Origin of the sequence: Campylobacter sp. RM19072, assembly GCF_024723485.1 — a bacterium.
GTDB classification, from domain to species: Bacteria; Campylobacterota; Campylobacteria; order Campylobacterales; family Campylobacteraceae; genus Campylobacter; species Campylobacter porcelli.
This window is the reverse complement of sequence record NZ_JANQCU010000020.1, coordinates 1-16,116: the sequence shown is the minus strand read 5'-3', so window position 1 is coordinate 16,116 and position 16,116 is coordinate 1. Positions and strand designations below refer to the sequence as shown.

The 16,116-nt window shown below is 35.0% G+C and carries 11 protein-coding genes and 2 pseudogenes; all 13 read left to right on the top strand.

Annotated elements, in window-relative coordinates; genetic code table 11:
* Positions 1–270 precede the first annotated feature (270 nt).
* The 13 genes and pseudogenes from CSUIS19072_RS07660 to dnaE all read left to right on the top strand — a co-directional run bounded on the left by CSUIS19072_RS07660 (position 271) and on the right by dnaE (position 15,893).
* A complete protein-coding gene (locus CSUIS19072_RS07660; RefSeq protein ID WP_086293780.1) occupies positions 271–1,461 on the top strand; it encodes a NifS family cysteine desulfurase in 1,191 nt (396 codons plus the stop codon).
* A gap of 9 nt (positions 1,462–1,470) precedes the next feature.
* Positions 1,471–2,466, top strand: a complete 996-nt coding sequence (locus tag CSUIS19072_RS07655) for an iron-sulfur cluster assembly scaffold protein (RefSeq protein WP_086237146.1) — start codon at positions 1,471–1,473, stop codon at positions 2,464–2,466.
* On the top strand, positions 2,463–2,846 hold the full coding sequence (locus CSUIS19072_RS07650) for a hypothetical protein (RefSeq protein ID WP_086237145.1): 384 nt from the start codon (positions 2,463–2,465) through the stop codon (positions 2,844–2,846). Before CSUIS19072_RS07655 ends, CSUIS19072_RS07650 begins: the two co-directional genes overlap by 4 nt.
* 99 nt (positions 2,847–2,945) lie before the next feature.
* Positions 2,946–3,509: a hemerythrin family protein gene (locus CSUIS19072_RS07645; RefSeq protein WP_086237144.1), complete on the top strand. Its 564-nt coding sequence runs from the start codon at positions 2,946–2,948 to the stop codon at positions 3,507–3,509.
* 69 nt (positions 3,510–3,578) lie between these two features.
* The gene (locus CSUIS19072_RS07640; RefSeq protein WP_086293778.1) at positions 3,579–4,997 is read left to right on the top strand and encodes a hypothetical protein; all 1,419 of its coding nucleotides are present in this window, start codon (positions 3,579–3,581) and stop codon (positions 4,995–4,997) included.
* Entirely contained in the window at positions 4,987–5,553 is a 567-nt protein-coding gene (locus CSUIS19072_RS07635) for a hypothetical protein (protein ID WP_086293776.1), read from the top strand. The genes CSUIS19072_RS07640 and CSUIS19072_RS07635 overlap by 11 nt, the downstream gene beginning before the upstream one ends.
* Positions 5,550–5,921: a hypothetical protein gene (locus tag CSUIS19072_RS07630; protein ID WP_086293774.1), complete on the top strand. Its 372-nt coding sequence runs from the start codon at positions 5,550–5,552 to the stop codon at positions 5,919–5,921. Before CSUIS19072_RS07635 ends, CSUIS19072_RS07630 begins: the two co-directional genes overlap by 4 nt.
* Positions 5,908–7,362, top strand: a complete 1,455-nt coding sequence (mshL, locus tag CSUIS19072_RS07625; protein WP_236847933.1) for a pilus (MSHA type) biogenesis protein MshL — start codon at positions 5,908–5,910, stop codon at positions 7,360–7,362. The genes CSUIS19072_RS07630 and mshL overlap by 14 nt, the downstream gene beginning before the upstream one ends.
* Complete coding sequence (locus CSUIS19072_RS07620; protein ID WP_086293772.1) at positions 7,359–8,885, top strand: GspE/PulE family protein; 1,527 nt, start codon at positions 7,359–7,361, stop codon at positions 8,883–8,885. The genes mshL and CSUIS19072_RS07620 overlap by 4 nt, the downstream gene beginning before the upstream one ends.
* Positions 8,882–10,084, top strand: coding sequence for a type II secretion system F family protein (locus CSUIS19072_RS07615; RefSeq protein ID WP_086293770.1), 1,203 nt, complete (start codon positions 8,882–8,884; stop codon positions 10,082–10,084). The genes CSUIS19072_RS07620 and CSUIS19072_RS07615 overlap by 4 nt, the downstream gene beginning before the upstream one ends.
* Before the next feature lie 62 nt (positions 10,085–10,146).
* A pseudogene (locus CSUIS19072_RS07610) lies at positions 10,147–10,651 on the top strand (PAS domain-containing protein).
* Between the two features lie 590 nt (positions 10,652–11,241).
* Positions 11,242–11,892: pseudogene (locus CSUIS19072_RS08560) on the top strand (methyl-accepting chemotaxis protein); the annotation flags it as partial.
* Positions 11,893–11,906: 14 nt separating this feature from the next.
* Positions 11,907–15,893 (top strand): DNA polymerase III subunit alpha, encoded by a 3,987-nt coding sequence (gene dnaE, locus CSUIS19072_RS07600; protein WP_086293768.1) that lies wholly within the window; start codon positions 11,907–11,909, stop codon positions 15,891–15,893.
* The last annotated feature ends 223 nt before the right edge of the window (positions 15,894–16,116 follow it).

The window sequence follows — 16,116 nt, the reverse complement described above, 5'->3', positions numbered from 1 at the left end:
GCCCCACTCGTGGGGACTTTAGGTGGGTCAAGGGAGTACAACTCCCTGTCGCAAAGCTGGGCTTAGCTCAGCTGCGAAGTAAAAATAATATAAAACAACCATAATATTGATAAAAAATATATTTTTATTAGATTAATTTTTTAATATAATTCAAATTTATAAAATATTTACTTAATTTTTATGCTAAATTTATGTAAAATAGTATATCATTCTAAAATTAAAAAGATAAAGTTTATCCTAATTATTTAGGAGATAAGGAAAGGATAGTTTTTGAAAGTTTATTTAGATAATAATGCAACTACGATGATTGATCCTGAGGCTTTAGAGTTGATGCTTCCATTTCTTGGAGAGAAATTTGGCAACCCAAACTCCCTTCACGATTATGGTAGCCAGACTCACCCAGCATTGCGTAGAGCCTTAGATCAGCTATACGCTGGTATCAATGCGTCTGATAAGGATGATATCATCATCACGGGGTGTGCTACTGAGAGTAATAACTGGGTGTTAAAGGGGATATACTTTGATAAGATATTAAAAGGGGAGAAAAAGCGTATCGTTACTACCACAGTAGAGCACCCAGCTATTGGCGCTACCTGTGCGTTTTTAGAGTCCCTTGGTGTGGAGATAACTAGAATTGATGTAAATGATCAAGGGGTTATAACTCCACAAAATTTGCGTGATGTTATGAGTGATGATGTAGCACTTGTGAGTGTAATGTGGGCTAATAACGAAACTGGTATGATATTTCCTATTAAAGAATTAGCCAGTATAGCACATGAATTTGGAGCACTATTTCATACTGATGCAGTCCAAGCAGTAGGGAAAATCCCAGTAGATGTCAAAGATGCAAATGTAGATTTTCTAAGCTTTTCAGGGCATAAATTCCACGCTCCAAAAGGGGTTGGTGCGTTATATATCAAAGACTCAATACCGCTTACTAGCTTACTTCATGGCGGAGAGCATATGGGCGGACGCAGAAGTGGGACTTTAAATGTTGCTGGTATTGTGGCGATGGGTCAAGCTATGGAGAATGCAAATAAATTTTTATCCTATGAGCAAAGCCATGTGGGTAGATTAAGAGATAAGCTTGAAGATGCGCTTTTATCCTTGCCAGATGTAACAGTAGTAGGCAATAGAGCTAATCGTGTGCCAAATACCATTTTAGCTAGTATTAAAGGAGTTGAGGGCGAGGCTATGCTATGGGATCTTAATCAAGCTGGTATAGCAGCTAGTACCGGCTCAGCCTGTGCTAGTGAAGATCTAGAGAGCAATCCTATAATGGAAGCAATCGGTGCTGATAGTGAGCTAGCTCACACGGCACTTAGGCTATCTCTATCTAGGTTTAATACTGAAGAAGAGATTGATTATGTGATTGAAAAGATTAAACACGCTGTAAATAGACTAAGAAGCATATCAAGTAGCTACGCTTACGCACCGCAGTGGCATAAATCAGGATTATAAGGAGAGAGTATGGCAAAGGGAAATTTAATAAGTGGAAATATATGGGAAGAGTATTCTCAAAAAGTGCAAAATGCGATGAACGCTCCTAAAAATATGGGAGAGATAACAGAAGAACAAGCCAAGGCTATGGGGTGTAAATTAATCATTGCAGACCATGGGGCAGAGAGTTGTGGCGATGCAGTAAGGCTGTACTGGGCAGTCGATGAGGCTACTGATGTGATTAAAGATGCTAAATTTAAGAGTTTTGGCTGTGGAACGGCTATAGCTAGTAGTGATTATATGGCTGAGCTTTGTAAAGGCAAAACGGTAGATCAAGCAGTCAAAATCACAAATTTAGATGTAGAAAAGGCTATGCGTGATGATCCAGATACTCCAGCTGTCCCACCGCAAAAAATGCACTGCTCTGTTATGGCTTATGATGTGATTAAAGCAGCGGCCGCTAGCTATAAAGGGGTAGATCCAGAGCATTTTGAAGATGAGATTATAGTGTGCGAGTGTGCTAGAGTGAGCCTTGGGACTATTAAAGAGGTTATAAGATTAAATGATTTAACAACGGTTGAAGAGATCACTCAATATACCAAGGCGGGGGCGTTTTGTAAAAGCTGTATAAAGCCAGGCGGACATGAGAAAAGAGAGTATTATCTAGTTGATATTTTAGCAGAAGTTAGATCAGAGATGGAGGCTGAGAAGCTAAAAGCCATCGCAGATGCGAAGATTAGCAGTAGCGGAATTGATAGCGATCTAAGCTTTGAGGAGCTAACTGTGGTTAAGCAGTTAAGGGCTGTTGAGGCTATCATAGATGAGCATGTCAGACCTATGCTTGAGATGGATGGCGGGAATATGGAGATTTTGGATATTAAATCAGAAGGCGGTAGGATTGATATTTACATTAGATATTTAGGGGCTTGTAGTGGCTGTGCTAGTGGTGCTACTGGAACTTTATATGCTATAGAAAATATATTACAAGAGAGTTTAAGTCCAAATATCAGAGTAATACCAGTATGATAAGCGCTAAATTCATCGCTGATAGATACTATATCGGAGATTTGGCTAAGATTTTAGATTATGAGAATTTAAGCTCATTAGAGAATGGCTTTGGGCGTTTGGGTGAGTTTGAGTATCTAAATTTAAGGCTTGAGTGCGATGAGATAAGTGATAGCGATGGATTTAACTATAGCGTTGATAGTCTAAATTTTGGTATTATCAACGCTAAAATAATCGATGAAGAGCTGCTAAGTAGTAGGATTTTAACTCTTAGAAATGGATTTGTAGCGAATAAATTTAGTAGCTATCCGCTTGCTAGGATTGTTGATTTTACAACCGAATTTGAAGTCTCTTTTAATACTAAAGATATAAAATTAGGTAATATAGTGATTAATTTATAAAATTTATTTATACTTTTATTCTATTTAAAAATTTTTCAGCTAAATATAGCAAAAATTTAGTATAATAAATCCAAGAGAATTTTTCATAGAGAGTTTGAAATGGTACCTAGCTGGGACGATAAGTATAGTATTGGCAATTCAGATATAGATTTGCAGCACCAAAAGCTATTTGATTTAGCCAAGAAGTCTTTTATTTATGCTAATAAGAATGTATCTCGTGAAGAAATTCGTGGTATCGTGGCTGAATTCTTTGAGTATATGAAAGAGCATTTTAAGGATGAGCAAGAGTATATGGAGCTAATAGGTTATCCAAAACTCCAAGAGCATACTATGATACACAAAGATATTATCGCTAGTATGGCAGGTCTTATCAAAACAGCTAAAAATGTAAATGACCTAAAGGAAAATTTGCTATTAATAGCTGAAAAGTGGCTAGTTGAGCATATCTTAAAAGAGGATGCTAAAATAGAGAAGTGGCGTCAAGCACAGCTACACCAAACAGAAGAAGAGCTAGTAGAAGAAAAACCACAGCAATATAGATATACATGCGGATGCGAACACAAAATTCATCTTGTCCCTAGCCACATACATGAAAAAATACTAGCTGGTAAAAAATTCTCTTGTATGACTTGTAAGGTTGTGATTAAGATTAAGCTTTCATAGGTAAAATCCATAATTAATAGTAAAAGGTATATAAATGGATATTAAATTTATTATTAATGTAGTTGATAGATGATAGGTATTAAATTTAATCCATTTTATAGATTTAAGCGAAAAAATCATATTATAACGACTGCTGATTTATATAAAAATATAATTTATAACTACTCAAGTAAATTTATACCAAAAAAGAAAAAGAGAGTTTATAATAGCGATTTTAGTGCTACTTATATTAAGACTAAATCTCTTACAAGTTTAAGATTTAAAAGTGATAAAAAAGAGAATTTACACAATCAAATCATATCTTATGCTTACGAAGAGCTGCTCTTAAATCCATCAAAAGAGTATAAAATCAACTATTTTATAAACAAAGATGGAAGTTATACTATATATGTAATTGATATGCAAATAGCCTTAGATGGGCTTAGAGCTACGCAAAAAACTTTGCAAAATATAGATATTGTTATACCTTCGGCACTATTGATGAGTGGATTTTATAGTAGTGGATTGATGGATAAAAATGGGGTGGATTGCTATATATTTTTTGATGAAAATGAGAGCTATATGAGCTTTTATAAGGCTGGGGAGTATATTTTTCATCATAATATTATTTATGATACCATCTGGTCTATATCTAAGGCAAATGGGATTGAGTGTAATGGCGAAATAATAGATAAAAATATTGATAAATTTAGCGATCTTATAAAGGCTACTATAGAGACTATGCAAAGCATTGCTAATATCGATAAAATCATTGCTGATAGGATATTTCTTAGCTCTTTTATAGGGGATTTAAAAGGGTTTAATATAGCCTTATCAAATCACCTTATGAAAAGTGTAAATGGGTTTGATTTTTTGAGTAAATTTAATAGCAAATCAGTGATTAATCTGATGATTGCTATATATGCTAAGGAGCTAATTAGCAATAAAATTAAGTTAGAATTTAATATATTTGATAGGGTTGAGCCACTATATAAAAGGGCAGATGGAAGGCTTTTTATAGCTCTTATTTTAGGTGCTATTTTGGGTATGACATATCCAATTTATATGCTGGTTTTAGCCCTTAATTTAGATATAAAAAGCAAAAAGATTAAGCATAATCTAAGCATTGAAAGCTCTAGCGTAGATAGTTTAAAAGGTATTTTGCTATCTATAAATCAAAATCTAGATAATATATCTAAAGAAGAGCAAAATATAAAAAATAATATAAATCTAAATTTAAATAAAATAGACAATATAGCAGCTAAAATAAATAATCCAAATTTAGCTATAACACTATCAAAGATTGTAAAATCAATGGATAATGAGCTACTTAGGGCTAGGAGTATAAGGCTAAATAATGGAGTGATAACCATCGCAGTAGTAGCTCAAAATACTCAAAATATAAATAATTTTATAAATAAATTTAGCATAGCTAGAGTAGGTCAGATAATTAATAATAAAAATTATTTTGAATCAAATATCACAATAGGTCTAGATAATGGAATTTAAAAGCCTATTAGAAGAACGCACTAAAAAAGAGCAATATATGATATTTTTGGGTGGATTTTTGATTGTATTTTATCTATTTTATCTTAGTTGGGACTATTTTGAAAGGCTATATCTTAAGGCTTTGATGAGATATGAGAATGGTCTTAGTGGATATTTGAAGATAAACTCACCTACTGAAATTCAAAATCGCATAGAGGTAGCAAGTCAAAAACTTAAAGATAAAAAGCAAGAGCTAGAGAGATTAAAATTCGAAAATGAGTTTATCCAAGCCCACGCAAAATCGCTATCAACGCAATTATCTAAATTTAGCTCAAGTAGTGAAATTCTAGCCTTTATAAGCTCAAAAGCCTTAGAAAATAGCCTTAAAATATCCAAAATTTCACCAAACCAAATAGGCTCAAATATAAGCTATGATTATAATATATCATTTAACTCTACTTTTGATTTAACCTTGAGATTTATAGATGAGCTTGAGGGGGCTTTATTAGAAATTAGCGAGGCGAGATTTGAGCCGTATAATAGCGAAATTCGTGTGGTGTCTTGGGGAATAAGATGAGAGTTATATTTATGATTTGGCTGTTTTTAGCTGCGGCTGAGGCTCAAGACCTTAATAGCAAATATAAATATATACTAGATTTATATAATAAGCTTAACTCACGGGCGAATTTGGTAGATATAAACCAGGTTAAATCTCCATTTTTTATAGAGAAAATTAGCCATTCAAAGCCAGATTTAACCCCATTAAATTTAGAAGCCATAATCCAAAATCGAGCCAAAATCAACTCCAAATGGTATGAAGCAGGCAAGGAGTATGAAAATTTATATATAATAGAGATTAAAAACTCAACCGCCTCTGTGATTTATGATAATAGACAGATGGATTTAAAAATCCTTGAAAGTAGCAGTAGCGTTGAAGTATATTAATATAATTTTAATTATCTTAGCTATAAATTTAAATGCCAATGAATGTAGGGATAAGAGGCTTGATATGAGCCTAAAGCCATCTATAACCTCATATGAGATTTTAACCCAATTGGCTGATATTTGTAAATTTAGCATTGTTTTAAGCGACGCAAATACCACAAAAATATTAAAAACCCCCACAACGATGATTAGCATTTCACGCCTTAGCCTTGATGAGATTATAAAGATAATAGCTAACTCAAACGCTCTTAGCTATGAATTTAAAGATAATATTTTAAATTTCTCATTTATCCAGACCAAAACTTTTAAAATGGATTATATAATCTCATCAAGATATGGTCAAGCCATCACCAAAGCCTCAGTGGATTCTGCTCCTATTGAGATTAACTCTCAAAACAGTAGTAGTCAAAATTACGATGAAAATAGTCAAGAAAATATCATTAAAACTACAGAGAAATTTGACTTTTGGCAAGATTTAGCCACCCAGCTTAAATCCATCTTAAATAGCCACAACGATCCATATATAGCCCCAACTCCTATCATAAACAGAGCCGCCGGATTAATCCATATCACCGGCACTGCTAATCAGCTCAAAAGAGCCAAAGAGTATCTAGACCTACTCTCATTAAGACTGAAAAGACAGGTTTTAATCGATGTTAAGATTATATCTGTAGAGCTAGATAATAGCTATACAAAGGGGGTTGATTGGAGTAAATTTGAGCTTGGATTTAGTAGCTATTTAGATGATGGAACTCCATCTAGATTAAGCTTTCATAAAGGCACTACGCAAAATCCCGCTCATAGCCTAAGGGGTATATCTGGGGGATTTATAATTGGCGGGAATTTGCGCTTAAGCCTAGATGGAGTGCTAAATTTCTTAAATAGCAATGGCAAGACTCATATCATCTCAAGCCCTAAAATCACAGCAATGAATAACCAACAAGCCCTAATCTCTGTAGGCGATAATATAAATTATAGAATCGCTGAAGATATAACCAATAACGAAACTAGCCAAATCACCAAAACGACTTATAAACAGCACTCTGTTTTTATAGGAATTTTGCTAAATTTACTCCCTGAAATCAGCGATAATGATCGAATAATGTTAAGGATAAATCCTAGCTTAAGCAGTTTTAAATACTCAGCTGATGATATTAAGCAGACCTTGCCTAGAGTAATTGCCCCTGATACAATGCAAAAGAAGCTCTCTACCGTGGTTGAAGTAGCCAGTGGCGATAGCATAATCTTAGGTGGATTAATCGCTAAAACTCTAAGCAATGAGATAAATAAGGTGCCACTTTTAGGCGATATTCCCTTGCTTGGATATTTATTTAAAAGCGATACGCAAATAGATAGGAAAAATGAGTTAATATTCATCATCACCCCAACTATAATCAATGGCCCACTACCATTAAAAGATTTAGGATATGAAGCTTTATGAATGAGATTATATCTAATCTACAAAATAGCGCCATCACACCTAGCCAAGCGGCCAAAGATTTAGGCATTAGCCAAGATGAATTTTGTGAAATTTTAAGCAGTAAATTTGGCTATGAAGTGGCTGATATGGAGCTTATAGATTACTCTTTGGCTGATAGTTTGCCACTTGATATGATTATTAAATTTGAGATTTTGCCTATTAAATTTGAGCTAAACTGCGTCCATATAGCTGCAAAAAACCCTTTTGATATAGCTGTAATCTCAAAGCTTAGAAATATCTACAAAGATAAAATCATAAAGCTACTAATCGCTCCACCATCTAAGCTAGATAAGAAATTAGCCAAGATAGCTTTATATTATGGTTTAAATAGCATAATCTTACAAGTTAGAGCCCAGATAAACTCCAAAGATTCAAGCGATGATAGTGCGGTTTTAAAGCTAATTGATAGAATTTTAATAAGCGCTATAGAGCTAGGCTCAAGCGATATTCATATCGAGCCAAGTGGGAGTGGGGCTATCGTTAGAGTTCGAATTGATGGCGTTTTGTGCGAGTTATTTGAGTTTGATGGTGATATATATAATACCTTAATTGGCAGGATAAAACTACTAGCAAATTTAGATATCGCCGAGCATAAAAAGCCTCAAGATGGCAGATTTACCTATAGTATAGATGATCGAGATATTGATTTTAGGCTCTCTGTTTTGCCAGTTATCGGCGGTCAAAGTGTGGTGCTTAGGGTACTTGATACTCATAAGATGATTGTAGATTTACAAAATTTGGGCTTAAATGAGATAAATTTAAATTTACTTAAAAAATCAATATCCAAAAGCTATGGAATGATATTAGTTACTGGCCCTACAGGAAGCGGCAAGACAACTACTATATATTCAGCGTTAAACGAGCTAAAGGGCAAAACCAAAAAGATAATCACAATAGAAGAGCCTATAGAGTATCAGATGAGCTATTTACAGCAAGTTGCAGTAGGCGATAGGGCTGGTGTTAGCTTTGAAACTGCGCTTAGAGCAGCACTCCGCCAAGATCCAGATATAATAATGATAGGAGAGATTAGAGATCATCAAAGCCTTCGCACCGCTATAGGAGCAGCACTTACAGGGCATTTGGTTTTATCAACCTTACATACAAATAACGCTATAAGTGCTATAGATAGAATGGTAGATATGGGGCTTGAGCGTTATTTGATTAGCGGTGCGGTGGTGGCTATAATGGCTCAACGATTAGCTAGAAAGCTTTGCGAATATTGTAAAGAAAGAGTTGAAAATAATCGCTATAAGGCTCGTGGTTGCGCTCATTGTGTGGGAACTGGATATAGTGGAAGAGTGATAATTAGCGAAATTTTACAAATCACTCCAAATTTAGCCTCTTTAATAGCCAAAGCCACGCCAAGTAGCGTGATTTTAGATGAGGCTATAAAAGAGGGCTTTGTCCCTATGTCTGATAGTGGTTTTAAGCTAGTAGAAAGTGGCGTAACTAGCCTAGAAGAGCTCTTAAGCTTAATTAGATGAAAAAATTTATAGCTAAGGTTATCATAAATAATTGCGCTCAAACTCGCACTATAAGGGCTGCAAATTTACAAAATGCTAAGGATATTTTATCTAAAGATGGGACGATTGTAGCTATTAAAGAGAGTGCGGAATTTAGATTAAATTTAAGATTTAGGCAAGTTGATGAGAGAATTTTAGCTATTTATATTAAAGAGCTTAGCACGCTTTTAGAAGCTGGGGTGAGTGTGCTTGATGCTTTTAATAGCGTAGCAAAGGGGTGCGATAATGCTAGGCTTAGGGGTATTTTTAATGATATTTGTGCTGATTTAAATGCTGGAATGAGCCTAGAGCAAGCATTAAAGGAGCATAAAAGCGATCTTGGTTTGATTAGCTTAGCTATGTTTTCTTTAGGGCAAAATAGCGGCAAACTCTCAAATTCCCTAGCTATTCTTAGTGTGATGCTACAAGAGATCGCTGTAAATAGAGCTAAATTCAAAAAAGCCATTAGATACCCTGCCATTGCTCTATTTAGTTTAATTATCGCTTTTAATATCTTAATTGCTATGGTTATACCATCATTTCAAGGCGTTTTTGACTCTTTGGGCGGGGAGCTTCCTATGGCTACTAGAGCGATTTTGTGGGTGGAATTTGTGATAAAAAATTATGGATTTTGGCTTATTTTAGGGCTTATTTTCTCTATTTTTTTGTGGGGCTATTTTTATAAATTTAGCCATAAATTTAGAGTTAAATTTGATGCTTTTATACTTAAAATTCCATTGATTAAAAGTGTGATTTTACATAGTTCTTTGGCTAAATTTAATCTGATTTTATCTAAGCTTATTAACGCCGCAATGCCAATAGAAAGAGCCTTAGAAGTTGCAAATGGTGTAATAGAAAATAGATATATTAAGGCTAAATTTAACCAAGCCATTAAAGATATTTGTCATGGCAATCCATTAAGCTCATCTTTTAAAAACACATCTTTATACGAAAATATCGCCATAGAGATGATAAAAGCAGGAGAAAAAAGCGGTGCTATAGATGAGATGTTTGGCTATATCTCAAGCTATTATAAGCAAAAGTATGACTGGCTTATTGATAATCTTAGTGCATATTTAGAGCCGATCTTGCTTGTGGTGGTATCAATGGCGGTTTTACTACTAGGACTTGGGATATTTATGCCGCTTTGGGAGCTATCTAATAGGGCTTTGGTATATTAGATTGTTTTAATATATTATTAGGTATAATTCGAAAAAACTTAGGAGGTTAAATGAGTAGCAATATGCTATACAATCATCAAAAAGAGATAGGCGATGAAGCCTTTATCACTACCAAAACTGATCTAAAAGGTCGCATTACTTATGCTAATAGATATTTTTTAGATATTGTCAATGCTAAAAATTCAGATCTAATAGGCAAAAACCACAATGTAGTTCGCCATCTAGATATGCCAAAGTATGTATTTAAGCTGCTTTGGGAGAGAATAAAGAAAAAAGAGGAGATTTTCGCTTTTGTTAAGAATGCTACATTTGATGGTGGATATTACTGGGTTTTTGCTAATGTAACAAGCTCTTTAGATGAAAATGGTAATATAATTGGCTACTACTCAGTGCGTCGCAAGGCTAACCCAAAAGCCGTAGAGAAGATAATACCAATATATCAAAAAATGCTAGAGTTAGAGAAAATGGGGGGGGGGTATGGAATCTAGCCAAAGGTATATAGCTGATTTGTTAGCTACGCACAATACAACTTACGATCGCTTTATTAATGAATTACAAAGAGGATAATTATGGGTATATTTAGTAAAAAAAGTAAATTTGATGATATTGTTTATAATGAGATTGTGGCAGTTGCGTGCGGAGCCTCAAAAGGAAAATTAGAAGCTAGAGTTACAAATATTGATAATGATTCTAAGTTAGTTACTATAGCAAATTGTATTAATGACTTGCTTGACCAAGTTGAAGCCTTACAAAGAGAGACGCAAAGTAGCATTATAGCAGCACGAAATGGAGATGATTATAGAAATATCTATACGCAAGGATTTAAGGGAATTTTTAGAAATAATGCCGAGTCTTTAAGCGAAGGTGTAACTGGTGTTTTAGAAGGGCAAAAAGGCAAGATTAGAGGGATTTTAAGCCAGAAATTTACAGAGTTAGGCAACGGTACAGATGGGATTGATGCAGTTCAAAGAGATCTAATAGATAGCGTAAGTGACCTATCAAAGGTGGTAGATTCTAGCAAGCACACAGCAGATATTGCTAGTCAAAGCATAAGCAATGTAGAAGAGCTAAGCTCAAATTTTAGCGTCATCACCTCAAATAGCAACCAAACCACGCAAAGCATATATCAAAGAGCAACCGACATTAGCAGTATGGTAAATTTAATCAAAGATATAGCTGATCAAACAAATCTACTAGCCCTAAATGCGGCTATTGAAGCTGCTCGTGCTGGAGAGCATGGTAGGGGATTTGCCGTGGTGGCTGATGAGGTCAGAAAACTAGCTGAAAATACCGCTAAAGCTACTGCTGATATAGAAAGCACCGTAACAATGCTAAGCCAAGACGCTGATGAGCTAAATCGTTCAACTGATATGATAAATAAAGTAGCACAAACGGCTATTGATAACACAAGTAAGCTAAAAGATACACTTGAAAATTTCAGCACCGACGCAGATCAAACTGCTAAAATTTCAGAGCTAACTCAAAATAAAACAATAGGAATTTTAACTAAAATTGATCTAATCCTAGCTAAGACAAATGCTTATAATAATGCCTTAAATGGCCTAAGCTTTACCCCGGAGCAAGAAGCGCATATAGATGGATTATTGCGTGATTGCGATAATAATTTTGCTAAATTTAATCCATCTCAAGCTAGTAAAATCAAAGAAGCCTTACATACTATAGCAGATATTTTAAAAGATACAAACAAGAAAGATATAGATGGGCTTGTGAGTAAATTTAATGCTATTGAGCAAAATAGTAGTTTAGTCTTTAAAAATATTGATGATATAATATCAAACAAAAAATAAATTTAGGAATAGCTATGAGCTTGGATTTTACCCATTTGCATTTGCATACCGAATACTCTTTATTAGATGGTGCTAATAAGATTAAAACCTTAGCCAAACGATTAAAAGAGATAAATATCAAATCTTGTGCTATTACCGACCACGGAAATATGTTTGGTGCGATTGAGTTTTATAAGGGTATGAAGGCTGAGGGGATAAAGCCAATTATCGGACTTGAGGCATATATACACAATAGCGATGATATAGCCTCTAAAGAGAGTAGATATAGATTTCACCTTTGCTTATTTGCTAAAGATGAGATAGGCTATCAAAATTTAATGTATCTAAGCTCAATGAGCTATATAAAGGGATATTACTACTATCCAAGGATAAATAAAAAGCTTTTAAGAGAGCATAGTCAGGGGTTAGTTTGTAGCTCAGCGTGTTTAGCTGGAGAGGTAAATTTCCATCTAAATTTAAGTGAGAGAAATATCAAAAGAGGCGCTGGTGGATATGAAGCTGCCAAGGCTGCAGCACTAGAGTATAAAGATATATTTGGCGATGATTTTTATCTTGAAATTATGCGTCATGGGATATTTGACCAGCAACGAATAGATAGCGATATTATCAGATTATCCAAAGAAACAGGCATAAAACTAATCGCCACAAATGACGCTCACTACACCAATAAAGATAGCGCCATAGCTCAAAAAATCTTTGTCTATATCTCAGCGAATAAAAATTTTGATGAGAGTGTAAGAGAGCAAGTTTTGAGCGAATTTTATGCTAAATCTCCTGAGCAGATGAGCGAGATTTTTGCTGATATTCCAGAGGTTGTATCCAACACTCAAGAGATAGTAAATAAGTGTAATTTGGAGATAAAATTAGGCAATGCCACTCCGCCAAATTTCAAATTTACCCAAGAATACGCTAAAAATAGAGATCTACCATTGCCAAATCCAGATATGGAGTATGATTTGGATAATGATGGGGTTTTGTTTGAGTATGAGTGTAAAGAGGGGCTTAAGAGGCGTTTAGAGTTTATCGATCCTAGCAAACATCAAATTTACAAAGATAGGCTTGAGCTAGAGATTTCAACTATTAAAAATATGAAATTCCCAGGATATATGCTAATCGTGGCTGATTTTATCAATGAGGCTAAAAAACGTGGAATTCCAGTAGGTCCTGGGCGTGGCTCAGCAGCTGGAAGCTTGGTGGCTTATGCGCTTCGCATTACTGACCTTGATCCAATCCCATATAATTTGCTATTTGAGAGATTTTTAAATCCTGAGCGTATCAGTATGCCTGATATTGATGTGGATTTTTGTCAAAATCGCAGAGGCGAAGTTATTGATTATGTGATACAAAAGTATGGTCAGTATAATGTCGCTCAAGTGGCTACTTTTGGTAAGCTTTTAGCCAAAGGCGTTATAAGAGATGTGGCTAGAGTAATGGGTATGCCATATGCTGAAGCTGATGCGATGGCAAAGCTCATTCCAGACGAGCTAGGTATTGCCTTACAAGGCTATACTAATAAAAAGGGTGAATTTGAGCCTGGAGCATTTGAAAAAGAGCCTAAAATAGGGGAGTTAATACAAAACAACGAGCTAGCAAGAAGCGTGTGGAAGTATGCTTGCGAGCTTGAAGGGTTAAATAGAAACCCAGGTATGCACGCTGCTGGTATCGTAATTAGCAATGAAGAATTATGGAAAAAAGCCCCACTATGGAGACAAAGCAACGCTGAAGATGGTCACTATGTAACGCAGTATGCTAAGGACTATCTTGAAGAGGTGGATCTAATCAAATTTGACTTTTTAGGGCTTAAAACTTTAACCGTAATCGACAATGCAATTAAGCTAGTCAAAGCTAGATTTAATCAAGATATATTGTGGGAAAAGATCGATTTTAACGACCCTAAAACCTATGAAACCATACAAAGTGGCAATACCCTTGGAATTTTCCAAATAGAATCTAGCGGAATGCAAAAATTAGCAGCCAAATTAAAGCCTGATTGCTTTGAAGATGTTATTGCTATGATTGCTCTTTATCGCCCAGGGCCTTTAAATTCAGGAATGGTGGATGATTTTATAGATATTAAACATGGCAAAAAGAGTGTAGAATACGCCTTTGATGCCTTGCGGCCGATACTAGAGCCTACATATGGGGTTATAGTCTATCAAGAGCAAGTTATGCAAGTAGTCCAAACCGTGGGCGGATTTAGCCTTGGTGGAGCGGATTTAGTGCGTAGGGCTATGAGTAAGAAAAAAGAAGATGAGATGCTAAGGCTAAAAACTCAGTATCTAGATGGTGCTTCTAAAAATGGATTTGATAGGGATAAGGCTGATGCGCTTTTTGAGTTGATTATGAAATTTGCAGAGTATGGGTTTAATAAATCCCATTCAGCAGCTTACGCACTTATCACATTCCAAACGGCATATTTAAAGACATATTATCCGGCTGAATTTATGGCAGCTCTTCTTACTAGTGAAGAGAATAACGCTGATAAAATCACTAAATATATAGAGGAGATTCGCCGTTTAAATATCGAGCTACTTCCCCCTAGCGTTAGCAAGAGCAAAAGTGAATTTAGCGTTATTAATAGTGATGGTAATGACGCTATTATCTATGGTCTAGGAGCCATTAAGGGTGTTGGTGGCTCAGCGGTTGATGATATTATATCATTTAGAGAAACCGGATTAGATAGCTTAGAAGATTTAGTATCTAAAAGCGATTGCACTGCTGTAAATAAGCGTGTTTATGAGGCACTCATAAAATCAGGTGCTTTAGATGAGTTTGGCTATTCTAGAAAGACCTTAATGCAAAATCTTGAGTATATAACAGACCAATCTAAAAAAAGCTCTGATATTAAAAGAGAGGCTGAGTTTTCGCTATTTGGCGATGATGAGAGTATGAATAATATAAAGCTAAGCTTAAATTTAGCTCAAGATGAATTTAGCCAAAGGGAGCTTTTAGGCTTTGAACAGGAGTTTTTAGGCGTTTATATTAGCGGACATCCGCTTGATGAGTTTAGAAGTAGTATTGAAGCGATTTCGCATACGAATTCATCAGAATTTGATAGCATTGATGATGGAAGTGAGATTATCGTTATAGGTAAGATTGAAGATATATCTGTAAAGATAACTAAATCTGGCAATAAAATGGGTATAATCGCCATTCTTGATATGCAAGGAAGTATGGAAGCAACGGTGTTTTCTCATATGCAAAAGATCGAAGCCTTGCCAAAAGATGAGCTAAATAAACCACTTGTATTTAAAATGCTTTTAAATAAAGATGAGCAACAAATCAGACTAAAAGTAAATGAAATTTACACCCTTGAAGAGGCACAAAACACTAAAATAACGCTAAAATCTAGCAAAATCACTGCTGAAGAGATGAGTGAGAATAAAGAGTATTTTGATAGCATTAAGCACTCTAGTATCGTGGATATATTAAAAAGTGCTAAAGGTGGCGAGTACCTTATAATTGCTAAGATAAATAATATCTCTATTAAGGATACTAAATCTGGCAGCAAAATGGCGGTGCTAAGCGTAGCAGATAAAAGCTCAAATGCCGATATGTTCGCCTTTGATGTGGCGTGTATGCAAGCTAGTGAGATAAGCGATACAAGTAGATTATACGCGTTAAAAATCACGCCACCAAGAGATGCGAATTCTAAGATGATTATAAATCAAATAATCGATATAGATGAGGCAAAAAATGGAGATATAGCCCTTAGAAACGCACCAAAAAGGAGAGCCCAAAAGCAAGATGAGGTAGAAAAAGAGCCTAGCTTTAATATCATTGGCAAACTAGAGATTGATTTGAAATTAAGCAGTTTAAATAGGAGTAAAATTAATCAAATTTATGAATTAGCTAGTAGATATAATGCTACAAATGGGGATAAAAAGAGCTTGATTTTAAGGGTTGTGGATGAAAATAGGGCTCAGATTATGCAGTTTGTAACTGAATTTAGCGTAACTGATGAATTTCAAAATGAGCTAAATACTCTTTTGGCTGGGTAGATTAAATAGATTGCCAAATTTATTATTACTCTTTAAGGGTAGCAAGTAAAGCCCTAAGAAATGGCTAAGCTATAGCGAAGTTAAATAGATTAATGTTAGTATTGCTTTAAATTTGATTTATACTCCAAATTTTCGCAAACGGCAACTTGTTGCCGTAAGAAGTAAAAAAATAGTCAAGCGATAGCTTGACAACCTTAGAAGGCTTTTACAAAATTTTCGCCAA

What these genes read in the sequence shown, in the direction of transcription:
- CSUIS19072_RS07635 (WP_086293776.1), top strand. Translation starts at nt 4,987, where the DNA reads ATGGAATTTAAAAGCCTATTAGAAGAACGCACTAAAAAAGAGCAATAT.
- CSUIS19072_RS07655 (WP_086237146.1), top strand. Translation starts at nt 1,471, where the DNA reads ATGGCAAAGGGAAATTTAATAAGTGGAAATATATGGGAAGAGTATTCT.
- dnaE (WP_086293768.1), top strand. Translation starts at nt 11,907, where the DNA reads ATGAGCTTGGATTTTACCCATTTGCATTTGCATACCGAATACTCTTTA.
- CSUIS19072_RS07645 (WP_086237144.1), top strand. Translation starts at nt 2,946, where the DNA reads ATGGTACCTAGCTGGGACGATAAGTATAGTATTGGCAATTCAGATATA.
- CSUIS19072_RS07630 (WP_086293774.1), top strand. Translation starts at nt 5,550, where the DNA reads ATGAGAGTTATATTTATGATTTGGCTGTTTTTAGCTGCGGCTGAGGCT.
- CSUIS19072_RS07640 (WP_086293778.1), top strand. Translation starts at nt 3,579, where the DNA reads ATGATAGGTATTAAATTTAATCCATTTTATAGATTTAAGCGAAAAAAT.
- CSUIS19072_RS07650 (WP_086237145.1), top strand. Translation starts at nt 2,463, where the DNA reads ATGATAAGCGCTAAATTCATCGCTGATAGATACTATATCGGAGATTTG.
- CSUIS19072_RS07615 (WP_086293770.1), top strand. Translation starts at nt 8,882, where the DNA reads ATGAAAAAATTTATAGCTAAGGTTATCATAAATAATTGCGCTCAAACT.
- CSUIS19072_RS07620 (WP_086293772.1), top strand. Translation starts at nt 7,359, where the DNA reads ATGAATGAGATTATATCTAATCTACAAAATAGCGCCATCACACCTAGC.